The sequence below is a fragment of the Acidobacteriota bacterium genome (genome assembly GCA_040756905.1).
GTDB lineage: Bacteria > Acidobacteriota > Aminicenantia > JBFLYD01 > JBFLYD01 > JBFLYD01.
This window is the reverse complement of the sequence record JBFLYD010000051.1, coordinates 1-14,868: the sequence shown is the minus strand read 5'-3', so window position 1 is coordinate 14,868 and position 14,868 is coordinate 1. Positions and strand designations below refer to the sequence as shown.

The following is a 14,868-nucleotide window of genomic DNA, read 5'->3' as shown; positions in this document are numbered from 1 at the left end:
GGAGGGGAAATTGGTTTATCACCACCCAAAAAATCTGAGAGAATTAATCTCAAAAAAGATAACTCAAGAAATTAACCAGAGAGAATGAATCTTACTAAAAAACTATTCATGCAAAAATTTTTAAAAATCAAAATTCAGAAGGAAAGATAAAATTAATATAGATCCTCAATTAAATATGGAAAAAAGAAAGAATTGATTAAAATTTTTGACTTAAAACACAAAAATTGAGAAAAAATTTTAAAAAAGGCGTTCTTATCATAGTTTTCCTAATCTCTTTAACATTTTTAATTATACAGATCTTTATGATTTTTTCCCACAACATGAAGTTTAACAATATAATAGCGAAAATTCCCTTAATAAAAAAAGAGGAATCTTCTTTCTCATATTTTTTGAAGCTGGGAGAAAATATTACTTATTATGACTGGCTTGAGCAACTTCAATTAATTATCGACAAAGAAAACTCCAAATATTATGTAGCCTCGTTATTTACAAGAATATGCATGTCATGTAGAAGCGGATTTATAATTAAAGAACTAAAAGAATTATACAATCTAAATAACAATTTAGCTTATTTTCTAATTATTGTATCTAGAGATTTCAATGAAAAAGATATAAAAAATCTAAAGGAAAATCTCGGAATAGAATTTTCAGTGATCAGGGCAGATAAAAAATTAGCAAAGAGATGGAATCAATTAAGGGATAGATATGATCTTAATTATCTTGTCTTTGTAATAAATGAAAATGGGGATATTATTAATATTATGGACACAAGAAGTCCTCATGATGTTTTTATATATCTGCGAAGAATTCTTACCTCATAAATTACATGTTTACAAAAAAAATATGGACCTTAATTAACTGCCTGATTTTTGGAACAATTATCTTTGAAGGCGTGGTAGCCCTAAATAAACCCTTTTTTGTCCAAGAAGAAAGAGAGAGAAAATGGAAACAACTTCAAATTTCTTTTCCTGTTCCAGAAGGTGCATCGTACCTTCAATATGAATTTTCTTTTCCAAAAAAAGAGCTTGAGAAAGAAGATATATTTTTTCACTATCCGTTCTTCCTCTCTTCAGATAATGAAGATAATATTTATGTGTCTGATTGGAGAAGAAATTTCATATTGAAATTTAGTTATCATGGAGAATTCTTAAAAATAATCGGGAGAAGAGGACAGGGACCAGGAGAATTCTTGAACCCATTAAATATATGTTTCGATACCAAAAACAATCTTATTGTATATGATAGTAATAATGGAAGAATCCAAATATTCAGTCCTGAAGGGGAATACATAAATAGCTTTAAGGTATTCAAGACATTGAGTTCTATAGCTGCAAGCGGTCAGTACTTAATTTATACAAGCCCAAAAAGCGTACAGGGACCGCTTATAGAAATATATAATGCTGAAGGCAAAATGGTCGATTTTTTTGGAGAAAGAATAAATTTTAAATACAATACGGTTTCCCATAATGAGGTACATTTATCCATAAATAATGAGGAAGAATTATTTGTTGCATGGAAATATTTCCCCTTCGTCAGAAGATACGCAAAAGAAGGCAAATTGCTTTCAGAATATTCAATTAAACATAAATTGATGCAAGAGAGGGCAAAACATAACTATAAAGCTCGAATGATCGATGGGCGCTTAGAATTAAACGAAATTATAAAAGCTATTAGAGCGAAGGAAGATGGATTTTATCTTTTTTCCTATTACCCCCGCATTGAGATTTTAGAATATAATAGTAAGGGTGAGATAAAAAATATTTATTGGACAAACTCGCCATCTTTTGATTATATAGGAGGTGATTTTATAGTAATGGAAAAAGCGAAAGAGAAGGCTTTTTACGTTTTACAGATTTATCCAGATCCAAAAATTGATGTATTCTTCGCAAAGTAATAAAGGGATATTTTTTTCCCGAGCGATGTCTGAGGTGAGTCTTTGTCTCGATTTTCCCATCCACCCATCGTAAGGAATTGTAAAATACGATTCAAAAAGATGTCAAGGGCGGCTTGAGAGCTCGAGGATGTGTCTTTGAAGCCGTTTGAGGCACCAAAAACCCGCAAATAACTCAGACCTTTCCCCCAAGGCAAAGAGAGATCCATGAAAAATATTCACCGCCAGTCTCGGCGGCCATCAAGAGACGCAGGAAATTCCTCTGGAACGCTGGAAGAAAGGCCTCAGAGAAAGTCGAGGAGAGCTCCGCTCCATCATTCCACTATGAATCTTGAGGATATCTTTTCTATTCATTCAGATAGGACTGTGAGCAAAGATGTAGAAGTAAGTTTAAGGGGAGACGATTGAAGGTGAATCGGTTTCAGCAGGAATATACCATCAATTCGGAGATTATGCCTATGTACAGGAGAATCCTGATTTAAACCCAAAGAAGGCTGTCCATTATTCCATTAGCTACGATAGTGTCAAAGATGAAGATGCCTTCAGGATCACCCTTTATAATAAAAGATACATAAACCTTTTCCTTTTTGAAGGCAACCGCGTTACCAACAATGGTTACGGATATGCCCGAGGTTCAGAACTTTTTATAAAGAGGAATAGAAATTCATACGATCTCATCTTTGTTTATAACTTTCTCAGTTCCAAAAGAAAGGAAGAGGGTATTCTTTCCCTTGCGAGATCCCCATATGAGATAGATCATTCCTTTACAGCAATTTTTACTCTGAAAAGGGGATACGATTCCATAGGAATAAGATGGTCTTATGCCTCAGGCCTTCCATATACTCCCTCTTTAGGAAATGAATGGGATGAGGAGAGGAGGATTTATAAACCTATATGGGGCGATCCTTTAAGTAAGAGGTATCCGCCCTATAGAAGGGTAGATATAAGTGGGAAAAAGGTCATGAAATTGGCTGGAAGAATGTTCGTCCTCTACATAGGTATAATGAATATTTTTAATCACAAAAATACCCTTCGATATGAATACAGCGAGGATTTTTCTTCCCAGAGAACAATCGGATCTATTTTTTCAAGAACATTTTTCTTTGGTTTCTATTCTCCTTTTTAACCTCCTTAGATTTTGAGCTCATCTCTTGATTCAGAAATGAAGATTTATTTTCAGCTTACAATTGAACAGGAGTTCCCCAAACTTTGTTGCGTTTAATATAGAAAGCTATAAAATTTCTACAATCAATTTTGCTACATTATCTAAAAATTTCGAATCTTCTTCATTAAAAGCATTTATTTCATCAGAATCAATGTCTATTTCTCCAAGAACTTTGTCATCTTTCTTTATGGGAACGACTATTTCTGATTTTGTGGATGGAAAGCAAGCCAAATATCTTGAATCAAGTTCCACATTCGGAATTAATTCTATTTTGCCAGAGGATGCAGCTGCTCCACAGATGCCTTTTCCTATAGGAATTTTTACATGCTCGGTTGAAGCCGGTCCTTTCCATGGGCCAAGGATTAGATTATCTCCATCAACTAAGTATATTCCTACCCAGCTATAATGACTGAAATTTTGTTCAAGATAGCTCACTATAGAATTCATAGCTTCGTCAGGATTTTTTGAATCCTTTATAATCTTCTTTACTTTATCCAGATGCACTTCTATATCCATTTTCACCTCATGATTAATTCAACCTGAATTACGCAAACCTATTTCAACGCCCTTGTAGGGCAGGGCTTTAGTCGTGCTTGTTAGGTGATATAAAGCAAACTTAAAGGCTTGCCCTCCAATAGGTTGCAATAAACCTTGCGTAATTCGGGTTCAATTAATTCTTTTCCTCACCATGAAGTAACTCTTTTCTCGGAATAGATTGAATTTCATATTTTAGTTGATTTAAAGTGATTAGTAAATGGGAAATTTAAGATTAGAATGTATAAAAAGCCTTCACAGAAAACAATCTACAGATCCAATACTTTTTTAATATATCTCTCAGTATTTGATTTCCTAAACCGATTGAGAAATTAATTTGACAAGTTAAATTCTAACTGCTATTTTTATCTTGTTTTTTTACTTCCCGCTTTTCTTAATATTATCAAATTTTGTAATTCAAAAGGCTGATGTTAGGTAGCTCTCAATTTTATAAGAGAACCTGCCATTGTAAGATTTTTATTAAGAAGAGATAAGATTTAAAAATGAATTTATCCCAGTTATGTTTGGATTCTTTAGAAAATTGCATATTCCGATGGATCTGGCCACTGATTCCGAACGAAACCGGCCACCTATAGGAGCGACGCTGGTTAATCATTATCCTTCCATTTTTGCCCGGCACTTTCTCTTCTGATTTAGAATGATTTGAAAAAACTGAGAATGAAGCTATACTGGGAATCACAAAAACAAATCAATGAGGCTTCTAAAAATGAGTTACAAAATTATGCAATTTTGTCTAAATAATAAAAAACATGACATTGGAAGAATTCTCAATCAAAGTTAAGATGTATCATTCCCTCTGGGTTCTTCTTTCTGAAGATAAGCCTGTAAAAAAAATAGCGCTAACTTTAGGATACCATGATCCTCTTTCTTTCACAAAGTGTTTCACCAGAGTATTTGGATTTCCCCCTTCTTCTATCAGGAAAAAACCATAATTTCTTCTTATCATCTAACATAAAGCCATATTTTCGAACATAAAGCCATACGATTTTTCTTGAAAAGAACTCCAAAATATTCTATTAACGACCTGAAAGGAGGTAAAAAATAATGGAGATTGTAAAGGTAGGAGAGAACAAATACTTGAGCGGTGAGCTTGTCGCTCCAGGTGGATGGTGTTGCTGTTGTAATTGCTGGTGCTGGGTGGAGATTCTCGCTGAATGATGAGTGATTTGATTACCAGGGGCCTTTATAAGGCTCCTGGTAATCTCGGTCAAGGAGGAGTTAATGATAAAAATAGGAAGGGAGAGAAGATCTGAGTTACGAGATGATGATAAAATAAGATGGAATCCTTATTATAGAATTGTTAAGTTAACCCCGGATGAGATTTACATTACCCATGGTCTTCGATCAGTTTATAGTTTTTCTATTGTAGATAATAAAGAACTTCATGTAATAGGGAAGATGACAGATATGTTGCAGTCTTCTGTTTCGTTGAAAGATTTGGTTAATAACTTAAATTTGTCCTCTAAACATATTCCTTACATAAATGAGACCATAGAATCTTTTTATAAAAAAGGAATAATTGTTAGAGAAAATGAGTGTTTTCTGCCTTATTACCAAGTCCACTATAAAACCCTTCCCACGCTATCAAATGCTAATATTGGTTTGATAGGGGCTGGTTTTATAGGAATGAGAGTCGTTCAGAATATTCTGTCAATGCAAGTAGGAAAATCTATTATGATAGCGGATGACAGAAAAATCTCAAATAAAGAGATTGAAAGCAAAAATTTTCTATTTTTCTTAATGGATGGAGCTTGTGGTGACAGAAGTAATTATATCCATATTTTAGCTAAATATCTTCAAAGATTTGAAACCTTGGGAGATAAAGTTGAAATTCAATATTTTAATGTTTTAGATGAGCAGACCTTAAAAAATATCCTTAGATCTTCAGATATAACAATAATTGGGATGGAAAGATATCATCCGCGTCTTTTTTCTGAAATTAATCTCTTAGCTCATGAAGAAAAGGCTTCGATACTTTATAGTTTTGTTGATGGAAGTTTAGGAATTGTGGGTCCTTTAGTAATCCCAGGGGAAACAGCTTGTTATACCTGTATGGAAGCCTCTCTTGAGAGTTCCATGACGAATCCATTTGCATTTACTACTTTTAAAACATTTATGGAGAAGCAGGAAGAATATGGAGAGAATCAATCTTTAAGCGGGATTCCTCCTTTATATGATATAGTTTCAGGTTTTGTTGTAGATAGTTTCATAAGATTTTTTTTAAGTGGTGATAGTGTTCCAATTATAAATAGAGCTCTTATTATAGACTTTGAATCTCTTGAAATGGATCTTCAAGATATTTTGAAAATTCCGGGCTGCCCTGCATGCTCCACTTTTGGAATTCCTCAAATGTCGCCCACAGCATTGTAATAAAGGAGGGCTTATGGCATGGAGATATAATGAATATGAGCAGGAGATAAGTGCAGGGATTTTAACCCTTTATCCAATTATTCCACCTTTTAAATCCTTGATTCTCAGGAATACTCCTTTATCAGCTATTTTGTCACGGCATAGTGCTGGCAAAATTTCCATCGAAGAACTTTATCATGAAAATAGTAAATTATCAAAAGCCATATCAAATTTTGAAAATATTTATGGCTATTTTAAAAATATAAAGTACATACAAAAAAGCCAAACAAAAGAGATGGAAAGTTTTATAAAGTTGGGGGAGATGTATAAGTCATTGGATATGCTTCAGGAGGTGGATAAAAAAATCTTAAATAAATTAAAAAGTGTACTTCCTATCTATCTTGGTTTTTATGTTCTATTTAAAGAGGATAGATGTCGTTTGTTTAAATTTTTAAGACCCGCTTATCTCCAATTGATAAAAGAGAAAAATATAGATATAGCTGGATTTATAAAAGAGAATATCTTCCTCGATGAATCATCAAATTATAATATTCAAAAGACTTCAAAAATCATTTTTGTATATGGCAATCACATCGTTGCCAAATCTGCTTTTGGAGTAAGAGGTTACCGAGTTATTCTTTTTGACTGCGGAAGAACTATTCAAATGATAGAAGATTTGGCAGGCAGTTGGAATCTTCCCTCTATATCTGCTTCTCTTTTTTATGATTTGCCAGTGAATAAGTTTCTTGGTCTTGACGGCAGAGGTTTTTCAGTCCATGGAATTATCCTTTTAGGAGAAAAGGAAAATAATGAGAAGCGATAGAGAATTTGAGATTATAAAAATATTTGAAAAACAGATAAGATTAAACTTAGAAAAGGAAGCCATTACTATTTTAATTGATGAATTATTAAAATATACAGATGAAGATCTTAAAAAATTCTCCACAATAGCTACATATACTATTCCTGATTCGGTCTGTATTTGTAAAGAATATAATGATGCCTTGCAGATTAACCTCCCAGAACCATATATTACAAAAATGGCGTTGGATGAAGTAATCTTAAGCAGAAGGTCGATAAGAAATTACAAAAAAACATCCATTTCTCTAAAAGCTTTATCAACTCTTTTGTTTTATTCTTATGGAGTAAGAGAATATTCACCAGCTTACAATTTTGATAATTTTCCCTTCCGGACTGCCCCTTCAACTGGAGCACTTCAAGGAGTTGAGCTTTATATTATTGCTAATAATATCCAAGGTATAAAAGAAGGGCTATACCATTTTAACCCATTAAAAAGGTGCATAGAGCTCCTTTATGAGGGAGTCTTTAAAGGAAAGATGAAGGAGCTTTGCCCAGGTCAGGAATTTGTTGCTGAGGCAAGTATAATTATAGCCCTTACCATTGTTTTAAGCAGGGGTTTATGGAAATATCACACAAGATATTACAAATATGCTTTTGTTGATGTTGGGTGTGTTGCTCAAAATATACATTTAGTAACTTGTGCTTTAGAGTTAGGATCGTGTTTGATTGCTGGATTTGATGAGAATGATTTAAGTCGACTTCTTCAACTGAATAAAGAGGAGGAGATACCAGCACTGTTAATTTCAGTAGGGGCAAAATAGACCTGGTCTTGGAAAGGATAAAGATTCAGATTGGTAAGAAAAGGGAGAAAAGATGAAAATAAAGATAATTAATAAGAAGTTAGAGTTTTTACCAAATTTAATGAATGCAGGAGATTTCTGGGCTATAGAAGAGGCTCTTAGGATGTATAATCCGATCGTGGGTCCAATAAAAAGTATAACTTCCCAATTTAATACACCTTGTGGAGTTCCTATTTATTGTTTCACAGCTCACCATTTTGACTTTCATAAGGTAATCGGAAAAAAAGTTTCCAAAGACTTTATTCCTGCAGGAGGTAAAGGAAGAACATTATGGGGTGCTTTTATGGGAACTTTGGGAGAGGCAATAGAAAGGTTCTTGCCCTTAATCTCCTATGATTTTTTAAAATCTCGAATAGTTTATGGAACTCCAAAAGGTTTGCAAAGAGAAGGCTATGAAGTTTTAGGACCTGATAGGCTATATTTATTTGCAAAAGAACAATATAAGAAAAGTTTTTTTAAACAATTCACTGAAGATACATATTTAGGGTGGATCGATGGCGAAAATGTGCTGACCAAAGAGAAGATTTATGCTCCTGCTCAGCTTATTATTTTTGGATACAAACCAGTTAAAGGAGAGATTCCCATTGGCTACGCAGTCTCAGGGGGACTTACTTGCCATACTGACGAAGAGGAGGGAAGATACCATGGATTCACTGAATTCATCGAAAGAGATCAATTGAACATAAGATGGGTATGTGGTTTCCCTCCAAAAGAAGTGGTCCTTGACTCTGATAATTTTGCTCTTCAGAAGCTCATGGATGGGTTTTTCTTTTTTGACAATCCATATGTAAAAATGAAGATATATCATTGGTCATTGGATTTGCCAGAAGTTCATGTTTTATCGATCCATTGTGTTAATACATCCTCTATAAAAGTGAAATATTTACCCGGGGTGGGAAGTGATGTGTCTTTTTATCATGCATTGAGAAAAGCCCTCGCAGAACTTGGGCAAGCTGATAAAGTATATTTTACAGTTGCTTCTGGCGAGGGTAAATTACCTTATTGGATGGATATCTCTCCAGATGCTAAGTTTGAGGAGGTATCCGATCTTTTTAAAACAATAGCTTATTATGGGTTTGATAAAAATTTAAAGAAAGTCGAGGACTTCTATAATAGATCCGAGAAAGTTCAGCATTCTTCTTTGGTCATCTCAGAAAGTAAAGAGAATGGAAGGAATAAATATCAAAAACTTCTGAAGATATTGAAAGAAAAGAAACTTACACCATTGTGCTTTGATCTTACTCCACCCTGCTTCCAGAAACTTAAACTCCAAAGATGTTTTATTCCAGAGCTCACCATGTATTTTATAGTTCATGGGTATTATGGCCACATAAGATACTATAATTTGGGCAAAGAATTGGGTTTAGTTACAAGGATCTTTTCTTTTGATGATTTAAATAAAGCTCCCCTTCCTTTTCCATGAGAAATGTATGAGAAACTGGAAAGATGAGAAAATTTAAGTTTTTTTTAAAATACAACTTAATATTTTTTGCGGGTGCGCTGTCAATTCTCTTCTTATTTATTCAGCACTTCAATCTATATTTTGATGTAGGTTTTAAAAAAATAGAACTTTTGCCTGAGGTTTTTTTTATAAGCATAATTTCTGGAAGTGTAGGAGTATTGGTGTACTTTGTAGATAGAAAATTAACAAAGTTCAGCTCTTCATTAGTTCATCCCCATCTTTCCTCATCAAGGTTTCGTGGGATGATGGATGTCCTGAATTTTAAGGATCTTTTGAAAAATTTTTCTTCATTTGCTTTTTTATTTACTAGTATTGTGGCTTCTTTTTATGAAGAGATATTATTCAGAGGATTGGGAATATTTTTACTTTTCAGATATTTTCATATAAATTTAGTAGTTTCAGTAATTTTAATTGCTTTGTTATTCGGAATTTATCATATATTTTTATCAAAAATGGCCATCTTACCCAAGTTTGTAGCTGGGTTAATTCTCGGCTATTTATACATTATCACCGATCACATATTTTACCCAATTGTTGCTCATTTAATATGGAATGTATTTATCTGGAAGGCATGGAAAAATGCCTATAGAAATTTCCTAAAGGTAAAAAACCATGTCCAGGTGCCAGAGCAGAAAATATGGTTATGGTAATCTAAAGAGAAAAATTGAATTTATTAGTGCAAGAGGCCTGAGTTAGTATTTTTATGTTATTATATAATTGAGTTGGAAGTTTGAGATGAGGAAGATTATTGTCGTTAAAAACCTGACCAAGAGATATGAGAATGTAGTGGCTGTTAATGATGTCTCCTTTGAGATTGAAGAAGGAGAGATATTTGGAATCCTTGGACCCAATGGAGCTGGGAAGACTACCACCATTGAGATAATGGAAGGACTGAGAAAATCTGATGAAGGATATGTCAGAATAGATGGTTTTGATCCCTATGAGGGAAGGAAGGAGTTTAAGGAGCTTATAGGAGTTCAGCTTCAGAAAACAGCCATATTTCCTACCATAAAGGTATGGGAGGCAATAGATTTCTTTGGAAGCCTATACCAAAGAAGAATAGATACTGAAAGGATTCTTGAGATATTCTCTCTTAAGGATAGAAGAAATTCTTATATAAAGAATCTTTCAGGTGGAGAGCATCAGAGGTTATCAGTAGCCTTAGCCTTTGTCAACGATCCCAACTTCCTTTTCCTTGATGAACCAACCACAGGTATGGATCCTAATGTCAGAAGAGATATGTGGGAGATAATTGAAGAGAGCAGGAGAAAGGGTAAGACCATTATCCTTACAACCCATTATATGGAGGAGGCTGAAAAGCTATGTGACAGGGTTGCTATTATAGATAGGGGAAAGATCATAGCCATCGATAGACCAAAGGAACTAATAAAAAAGCTCGATGCTGATAAAAAGATAGAGTTCAAACTTGAAAGAAGGATTGATCCATATATATTCAGAATGGATGAGCGGGTAAAGAAAATTGAGGAGATAGAGGGTGAGTATACTATCTATACAAAGGATCCCCAATCTGTTTTATCCCACATCCTGACTGTCTCATCTTCCCGCGATCTTCAACTCCAGAATCTTCGCGTGATTGATGCCAACTTAGAGGATGTATTTATTTCTTTAACAGGCAGAAAGATAGAATGAAAGAATTGATTAAGGTTTCAGCGATTGAGATAAAGTTCTTTTTAAGAGAAAAGGTTGCAGTTTTTTTCACTTTTCTCTTCCCATTGTTTATCCTTTTTCTTTTTGGAAGTATATGGGGAAAAAACCCGAAATATTTTGGCTATTTAATTCCTATGCTCATAGCCATGGTAGGCTTTTCTAATGCTCTTTATGGACTTGGATTAACCTTATCTTATTATAGGGAATCAGGAATTTTTAAAAGGATAGGGATTACTCCCCTTAAAGCACACACATACATCTACGGACTTATTTTAGTCCGGGTGCTTATCATCCTGATTCAGTCATTTTTTCTTTTAGCTCTGGGTATAGTTTTGTATGGACTAAAAATAGAAGGGAATTTTTGGATTCTGCTCCTATCAATTTTAATAGGAATCCTTTCAATGCTTTCCATTGGTGGGGTTGTTGCTACCATTTCAAAGAATCATGAGACTGCTCTGGCAATCTCTAATTTTACCCTGACACCTGTTCTTTTTTTAAGCGGTGCTTTTATACCCCTTTTTCTTTTTCCCAAGGCTCTTCAACACATTGCTAAGGTAAGCCCTGTTTACTATTTTATAAAGATATTACAGGATATTATAATCTTTGGAAAAGGATTAAAGGACGAATGGATTAGCTTTTCCGTACTGATTTTTTGTTTGATCTTTTGTTTCTTGATAACTGCTAAGACCTTTAAGCTTAAAGAGCAATGAAGATATTACTGAGAATCTGGTTTTAAGAAGGATAAAATGGTTATAAGAATTTTGATCTTTTTGATTTTAGTCCTTTGTATTGGATATTCTTCCCAGAATCTATCTGAGAGTCCTGAGAAGGTCCTATTTAAGGCAAAGGAGATGATAGAAAAGGGTGAAAATCAATGGGTTTCAGAGAATTTTCTCAAAGCCAAATCCCTTCTTCAGGAGGCTTTAAAAGAGAAATTCTACATCTACCTTTTCTATTACTATATAGCCCTCTCAGACTACAGGCTTTCCATATACCATCTTCAAGCTAAGGATAAAAAAAAGGCAAAGGATTTTATAGAGGAAGGAATAAAAAATTTAGAGAGATCCATTAAAGAAAAGGGAGATTTTTCTGATTCCTACGCCCTTTTAGGAGCATTGTTGGGTTTGAAGATATCTATTTCTTGGTATCTTGCTCCATCATTGGGCCCTAAATCTTCAAAAGAGATAGAGAAAGCGATACAGCTTGATCCGGACAATCCAAGAGCTTATCTTATAAAAGGAATAAGCTCTTACAACACTCCAGTCATCTTTGGGGGAGGAGTCTCTAAAGCCACCAAGGATTTAGAATTATCTATTAAACTTTTTGAAAAGGAGAAAAAGGACTCTTCTATAGAGCCCTCATGGGGAATGGGAGAGGCATATGCAAGGCTTGGACTTTGCTATATAAAGAAAGGGGATAAAAAGAAGGCCGAGGAGATATTTATAGAAGGAATTTCCAAGGCTCCAGAATATAGCTGGCTAAGGCATCATCTTGAAAAGCTTAAAAAATCCCATAAAGAGGTGAAATAATGAAAAATTTAAAAAAACTTTATATTGTTTTTATCATCTGTTCTTTATCCTTTGGTTTGTCTTTTGAGAAGTTGGATGAAGCTAAGGATCTTCTCAAGAAAGGAGTGGATAACTGGGATATCTCTTCCATGGAGAAGGCAAGGGATCTCTTTATAAGTCTTATTTTAACAGAAAAGGAAAACCCCTATATTTACTATTACATAAGTCTTGCAGATTACAGAGTTGCCACATTTTTCCTAACCAAGGAAAAAAAGAAAGCAGAGAGATACCTTCAGGAAGGGCTGGATTATCTTGATAAAGCAATAAAGATAAATCCTGCTATTGGTGAGCTATATGCTCTCTATGGCTCCCTTTTAGGGATAAAGATAGGACTAAAGCCAGAAGAGGCTATGTTTATAGGTATGGAGATAGATAGATACTTTTCCATGGCTCTGGAAAAAGATCCTGAGAATCCGAGGGTTAATCTTCTTAAAGGAATAGACCTCCTTTATACCCCTGAGCAGTTTGGAGGGGGTGCAAAGAATGCCTTAAAATACCTTGAGAGATCCATATTATTATTTGAAAAGGAAAGGGTAGAAGATGCTCTTAAGCCCTCCTGGGGCAAGGAGGAAGCCTATACCTATCTTGGGATGGCATGGCAGAAGATGGATGAAAAAGAGAAGGCTTATGAAGCCCTTAAAAAGGCCCTGGAGATAAACCCATCCTTTGGATATGCAAGGATTCAGCTTAATCAACTTGAAAAATCAAAAAAGGAGCCTAAATGACAAGATGGTTTATTTTTCTTATATTTTTATCTTCATTTTCTCTTTTTGCAGAAGAAAATACTATAAAGGGGAAAATCTTAGATAAACGCACCAAAGAGGCTATCCCAGCCTATGTCATGGTTAAGGGAACCTCTCAAGGAGTCACTGCTTATGAGGATGGTTCCTTTGAGATTAAAACAGATAGAGAGGAGGTGGAGCTAATCATATATCTTATTGGCTACAAAACTAAAGAGATAAGAGCTAAAAAGGGTGATTTTCTTGAAATTGAGCTTGAGCCTGAGCCGATTTCTTCCCACGAGGTTTTAGTCACTGCCGAGAGTCGGGTCTCTGATGATAAAAGTCAGAAGACAGTGACCCTCACGATGATGGATGTTTATAATAACCCTGGAGCTGCTGGAGATCCTGTATATGCAGCTCAGATTCTTCCTGGAGTTAATACAATTCCAGATGCAGCTAATCTCATAATAAGGGGAGGTGCTCCTGATGAGGTTGGATATTACTTAGATGGAATAGAGATAGAATATCCCTATCAAAGTGAATCTTTGAAAGAAGGCTATTTCAGCATATTTGACAATCAAATGATCGATAGCTTTTCAGTTTCTACTTCAGGTTTTTCCCCCAGATTTGGTGATGCCCTTTCAGGGGTTGTGGATATAAGCACCAAGGATCGGGTTACAAAGAAACAGTTGGCCATAGGCTTATCTATTCTGGGTCTGAACAGTTTTACAACCTTGCCCTTTGGGAAAAGGGCAAGCTTCATCGGAAGTTTAAGTGCTGGTCATTCCAATCTTATGACTAAAATAAATGGACAAAAAGGCTATCTCTTTAAGAATGGAGAATCTATTGGAAAGCTCATCTTTAATATAAGTAATAAAACCAACCTTAGGCTGCTTTACCTTCTGCATGAATATCGATTTCTCGATAAGGTGGGAGATTTTACTACAAAGACATCAAATCAAGTGTTTGGTTTGACCCTTAATACCATCCTTTCCAAAAATCTTTTTTCAAGACTCATTTTATCAACGGTAAATCATAGAGCTTCATATCTTTTCCCATTCTTTTCCTTTGGGTTGGAAGGTTCCTCAATTGAGGGAAGATTTGGTCTTACATGGGATTTCAAAGGACACCTGATAGAATCAGGTTCTGAGTTACAAAGAAAAAAGACAGATTTAACATTCAAAGGATCAGAGAGCTTTAGCTCTGAGGGAAATAGATTCGGATTCTACCTTAATGATAAATTCAGAGTTATTGATAATCTTTTTGCTTCAGTGGGAATTCGATCTTCTACCCTTGATCTGATTAACTACAGGCCGAGTTGGGATCCAAGATTCTCTCTGGCATACCTTTTAACTCCTTCTCAGATCCTCAGGTTTTCAGCAGGAATATACCATCAATTCGTAGATTATGCCTATATGCAGGAGAATCCTGATTTAAAACTAAAGAAATCTGTTCATTATTCCATTAGCTACGATAGTGTCAAAGATGAAGACGCTTTCAGGATCACCCTTTATAATAAAAGATACATAAACCTTTTCCTTTTTGAAGGCAACCGCGTTACCAACAATGGTTATGGATATGCCCGAGGTGCTGAACTTTTTACAAAGAGGAATAGAAAGTCATATGACCTCATCTTTGTTTATAACTTTCTCAATTCCAAAAGAAAGGAAGGGGGTATTCTTTCCCTTGCGAGATCCCCCTATGAGATAGATCATTCCTTTACAGCAATTTTTACTCTGAAAAGGGGATACGATTCCATAGGAATAAGATGGTCTTATGCCTCAGGCCTTCCATATACTCCCTCTTTAGGAAATGAATGGGATGAGG

The 14,868-nt window shown here is 34.8% G+C and carries 16 protein-coding genes; 15 read left to right on the top strand and 1 reads right to left on the bottom strand.

Annotation, left to right across the window (positions count from 1 at the left end; genetic code table 11):
- Window positions 1-302: 302 nt before the first annotated feature.
- The 4 genes from AB1410_08765 to AB1410_08750 all read left to right on the top strand — a co-directional run bounded on the left by AB1410_08765 (window position 303) and on the right by AB1410_08750 (window position 3,017).
- A complete protein-coding gene (locus AB1410_08765) occupies window positions 303-821 on the top strand; it encodes a hypothetical protein (protein ID MEW6456785.1) in 519 nt (172 codons plus the stop codon).
- Between the two features lie 5 nt (window positions 822-826).
- Window positions 827-1,894: a 6-bladed beta-propeller gene (locus tag AB1410_08760; protein MEW6456784.1), complete on the top strand. Its 1,068-nt coding sequence runs from the start codon at window positions 827-829 to the stop codon at window positions 1,892-1,894.
- A gap of 204 nt (window positions 1,895-2,098) precedes the next feature.
- Entirely contained in the window at window positions 2,099-2,299 is a 201-nt protein-coding gene (locus AB1410_08755; protein ID MEW6456783.1) for a hypothetical protein, read from the top strand.
- On the top strand, window positions 2,295-3,017 hold the full coding sequence (locus AB1410_08750; protein ID MEW6456782.1) for a TonB-dependent receptor: 723 nt from the start codon (window positions 2,295-2,297) through the stop codon (window positions 3,015-3,017). Before AB1410_08755 ends, AB1410_08750 begins: the two co-directional genes overlap by 5 nt.
- A gap of 105 nt (window positions 3,018-3,122) precedes the next feature.
- On the opposite strand, the gene AB1410_08745 is transcribed toward AB1410_08750, so the two are convergent.
- The gene (locus AB1410_08745; protein MEW6456781.1) at window positions 3,123-3,572 is read right to left on the bottom strand and encodes a GAF domain-containing protein; all 450 of its coding nucleotides are present in this window, start codon (window positions 3,570-3,572) and stop codon (window positions 3,123-3,125) included.
- 788 nt (window positions 3,573-4,360) lie between these two features.
- On the opposite strand from AB1410_08745, the gene AB1410_08740 reads away from it, so the two are divergent.
- From AB1410_08740 to AB1410_08690, 11 genes are all read left to right on the top strand, one after another.
- Window positions 4,361-4,543: an AraC family transcriptional regulator gene (locus tag AB1410_08740; GenBank protein ID MEW6456780.1), complete on the top strand. Its 183-nt coding sequence runs from the start codon at window positions 4,361-4,363 to the stop codon at window positions 4,541-4,543.
- A 289-nt stretch (window positions 4,544-4,832) separates the two neighbouring features.
- On the top strand, window positions 4,833-5,981 hold the full coding sequence (locus AB1410_08735; protein MEW6456779.1) for a hypothetical protein: 1,149 nt from the start codon (window positions 4,833-4,835) through the stop codon (window positions 5,979-5,981).
- A 13-nt stretch (window positions 5,982-5,994) separates the two neighbouring features.
- Complete coding sequence (locus AB1410_08730) at window positions 5,995-6,783, top strand: hypothetical protein (GenBank protein MEW6456778.1); 789 nt, start codon at window positions 5,995-5,997, stop codon at window positions 6,781-6,783.
- A complete protein-coding gene (locus AB1410_08725; GenBank protein MEW6456777.1) occupies window positions 6,770-7,582 on the top strand; it encodes a SagB/ThcOx family dehydrogenase in 813 nt (270 codons plus the stop codon). Before AB1410_08730 ends, AB1410_08725 begins: the two co-directional genes overlap by 14 nt.
- A gap of 52 nt (window positions 7,583-7,634) precedes the next feature.
- A complete protein-coding gene (locus AB1410_08720; protein MEW6456776.1) occupies window positions 7,635-9,044 on the top strand; it encodes a YcaO-like family protein in 1,410 nt (469 codons plus the stop codon).
- Window positions 9,045-9,067: 23 nt separating this feature from the next.
- Window positions 9,068-9,733, top strand: a complete 666-nt coding sequence (locus tag AB1410_08715; protein MEW6456775.1) for a CPBP family intramembrane glutamic endopeptidase — start codon at window positions 9,068-9,070, stop codon at window positions 9,731-9,733.
- An 85-nt stretch (window positions 9,734-9,818) separates the two neighbouring features.
- The gene (locus AB1410_08710) at window positions 9,819-10,733 is read left to right on the top strand and encodes an ABC transporter ATP-binding protein (protein MEW6456774.1); all 915 of its coding nucleotides are present in this window, start codon (window positions 9,819-9,821) and stop codon (window positions 10,731-10,733) included.
- Complete coding sequence (locus tag AB1410_08705; GenBank protein MEW6456773.1) at window positions 10,730-11,461, top strand: ABC transporter permease; 732 nt, start codon at window positions 10,730-10,732, stop codon at window positions 11,459-11,461. The genes AB1410_08710 and AB1410_08705 overlap by 4 nt, the downstream gene beginning before the upstream one ends.
- Window positions 11,462-11,497: 36 nt before the next feature.
- A complete protein-coding gene (locus AB1410_08700) occupies window positions 11,498-12,280 on the top strand; it encodes a hypothetical protein (protein MEW6456772.1) in 783 nt (260 codons plus the stop codon).
- The gene (locus AB1410_08695) at window positions 12,280-13,044 is read left to right on the top strand and encodes a tetratricopeptide repeat protein (protein MEW6456771.1); all 765 of its coding nucleotides are present in this window, start codon (window positions 12,280-12,282) and stop codon (window positions 13,042-13,044) included. Before AB1410_08700 ends, AB1410_08695 begins: the two co-directional genes overlap by 1 nt.
- Window positions 13,041-14,868: TonB-dependent receptor (locus tag AB1410_08690; protein ID MEW6456770.1), on the top strand; the 1,828-nt coding region annotated here is incomplete at its 3' end. The genes AB1410_08695 and AB1410_08690, both read left to right, overlap by 4 nt.

What these genes read in the sequence shown, in the direction of transcription:
- AB1410_08765 (MEW6456785.1), top strand. Translation starts at nt 303, where the DNA reads ATGATTTTTTCCCACAACATGAAGTTTAACAATATAATAGCGAAAATT.
- AB1410_08760 (MEW6456784.1), top strand. Translation starts at nt 827, where the DNA reads ATGTTTACAAAAAAAATATGGACCTTAATTAACTGCCTGATTTTTGGA.
- AB1410_08755 (MEW6456783.1), top strand. Translation starts at nt 2,099, where the DNA reads ATGAAAAATATTCACCGCCAGTCTCGGCGGCCATCAAGAGACGCAGGA.
- AB1410_08745 (MEW6456781.1), bottom strand. Translation starts at nt 3,572, where the DNA reads ATGGATATAGAAGTGCATCTGGATAAAGTAAAGAAGATTATAAAGGAT.
- AB1410_08740 (MEW6456780.1), top strand. Translation starts at nt 4,361, where the DNA reads ATGACATTGGAAGAATTCTCAATCAAAGTTAAGATGTATCATTCCCTC.
- AB1410_08735 (MEW6456779.1), top strand. Translation starts at nt 4,833, where the DNA reads ATGATAAAAATAGGAAGGGAGAGAAGATCTGAGTTACGAGATGATGAT.
- AB1410_08730 (MEW6456778.1), top strand. Translation starts at nt 5,995, where the DNA reads ATGGCATGGAGATATAATGAATATGAGCAGGAGATAAGTGCAGGGATT.
- AB1410_08725 (MEW6456777.1), top strand. Translation starts at nt 6,770, where the DNA reads ATGAGAAGCGATAGAGAATTTGAGATTATAAAAATATTTGAAAAACAG.
- AB1410_08720 (MEW6456776.1), top strand. Translation starts at nt 7,635, where the DNA reads ATGAAAATAAAGATAATTAATAAGAAGTTAGAGTTTTTACCAAATTTA.
- AB1410_08715 (MEW6456775.1), top strand. Translation starts at nt 9,068, where the DNA reads ATGAGAAAATTTAAGTTTTTTTTAAAATACAACTTAATATTTTTTGCG.
- AB1410_08710 (MEW6456774.1), top strand. Translation starts at nt 9,819, where the DNA reads ATGAGGAAGATTATTGTCGTTAAAAACCTGACCAAGAGATATGAGAAT.
- AB1410_08705 (MEW6456773.1), top strand. Translation starts at nt 10,730, where the DNA reads ATGAAAGAATTGATTAAGGTTTCAGCGATTGAGATAAAGTTCTTTTTA.
- AB1410_08700 (MEW6456772.1), top strand. Translation starts at nt 11,498, where the DNA reads ATGGTTATAAGAATTTTGATCTTTTTGATTTTAGTCCTTTGTATTGGA.
- AB1410_08695 (MEW6456771.1), top strand. Translation starts at nt 12,280, where the DNA reads ATGAAAAATTTAAAAAAACTTTATATTGTTTTTATCATCTGTTCTTTA.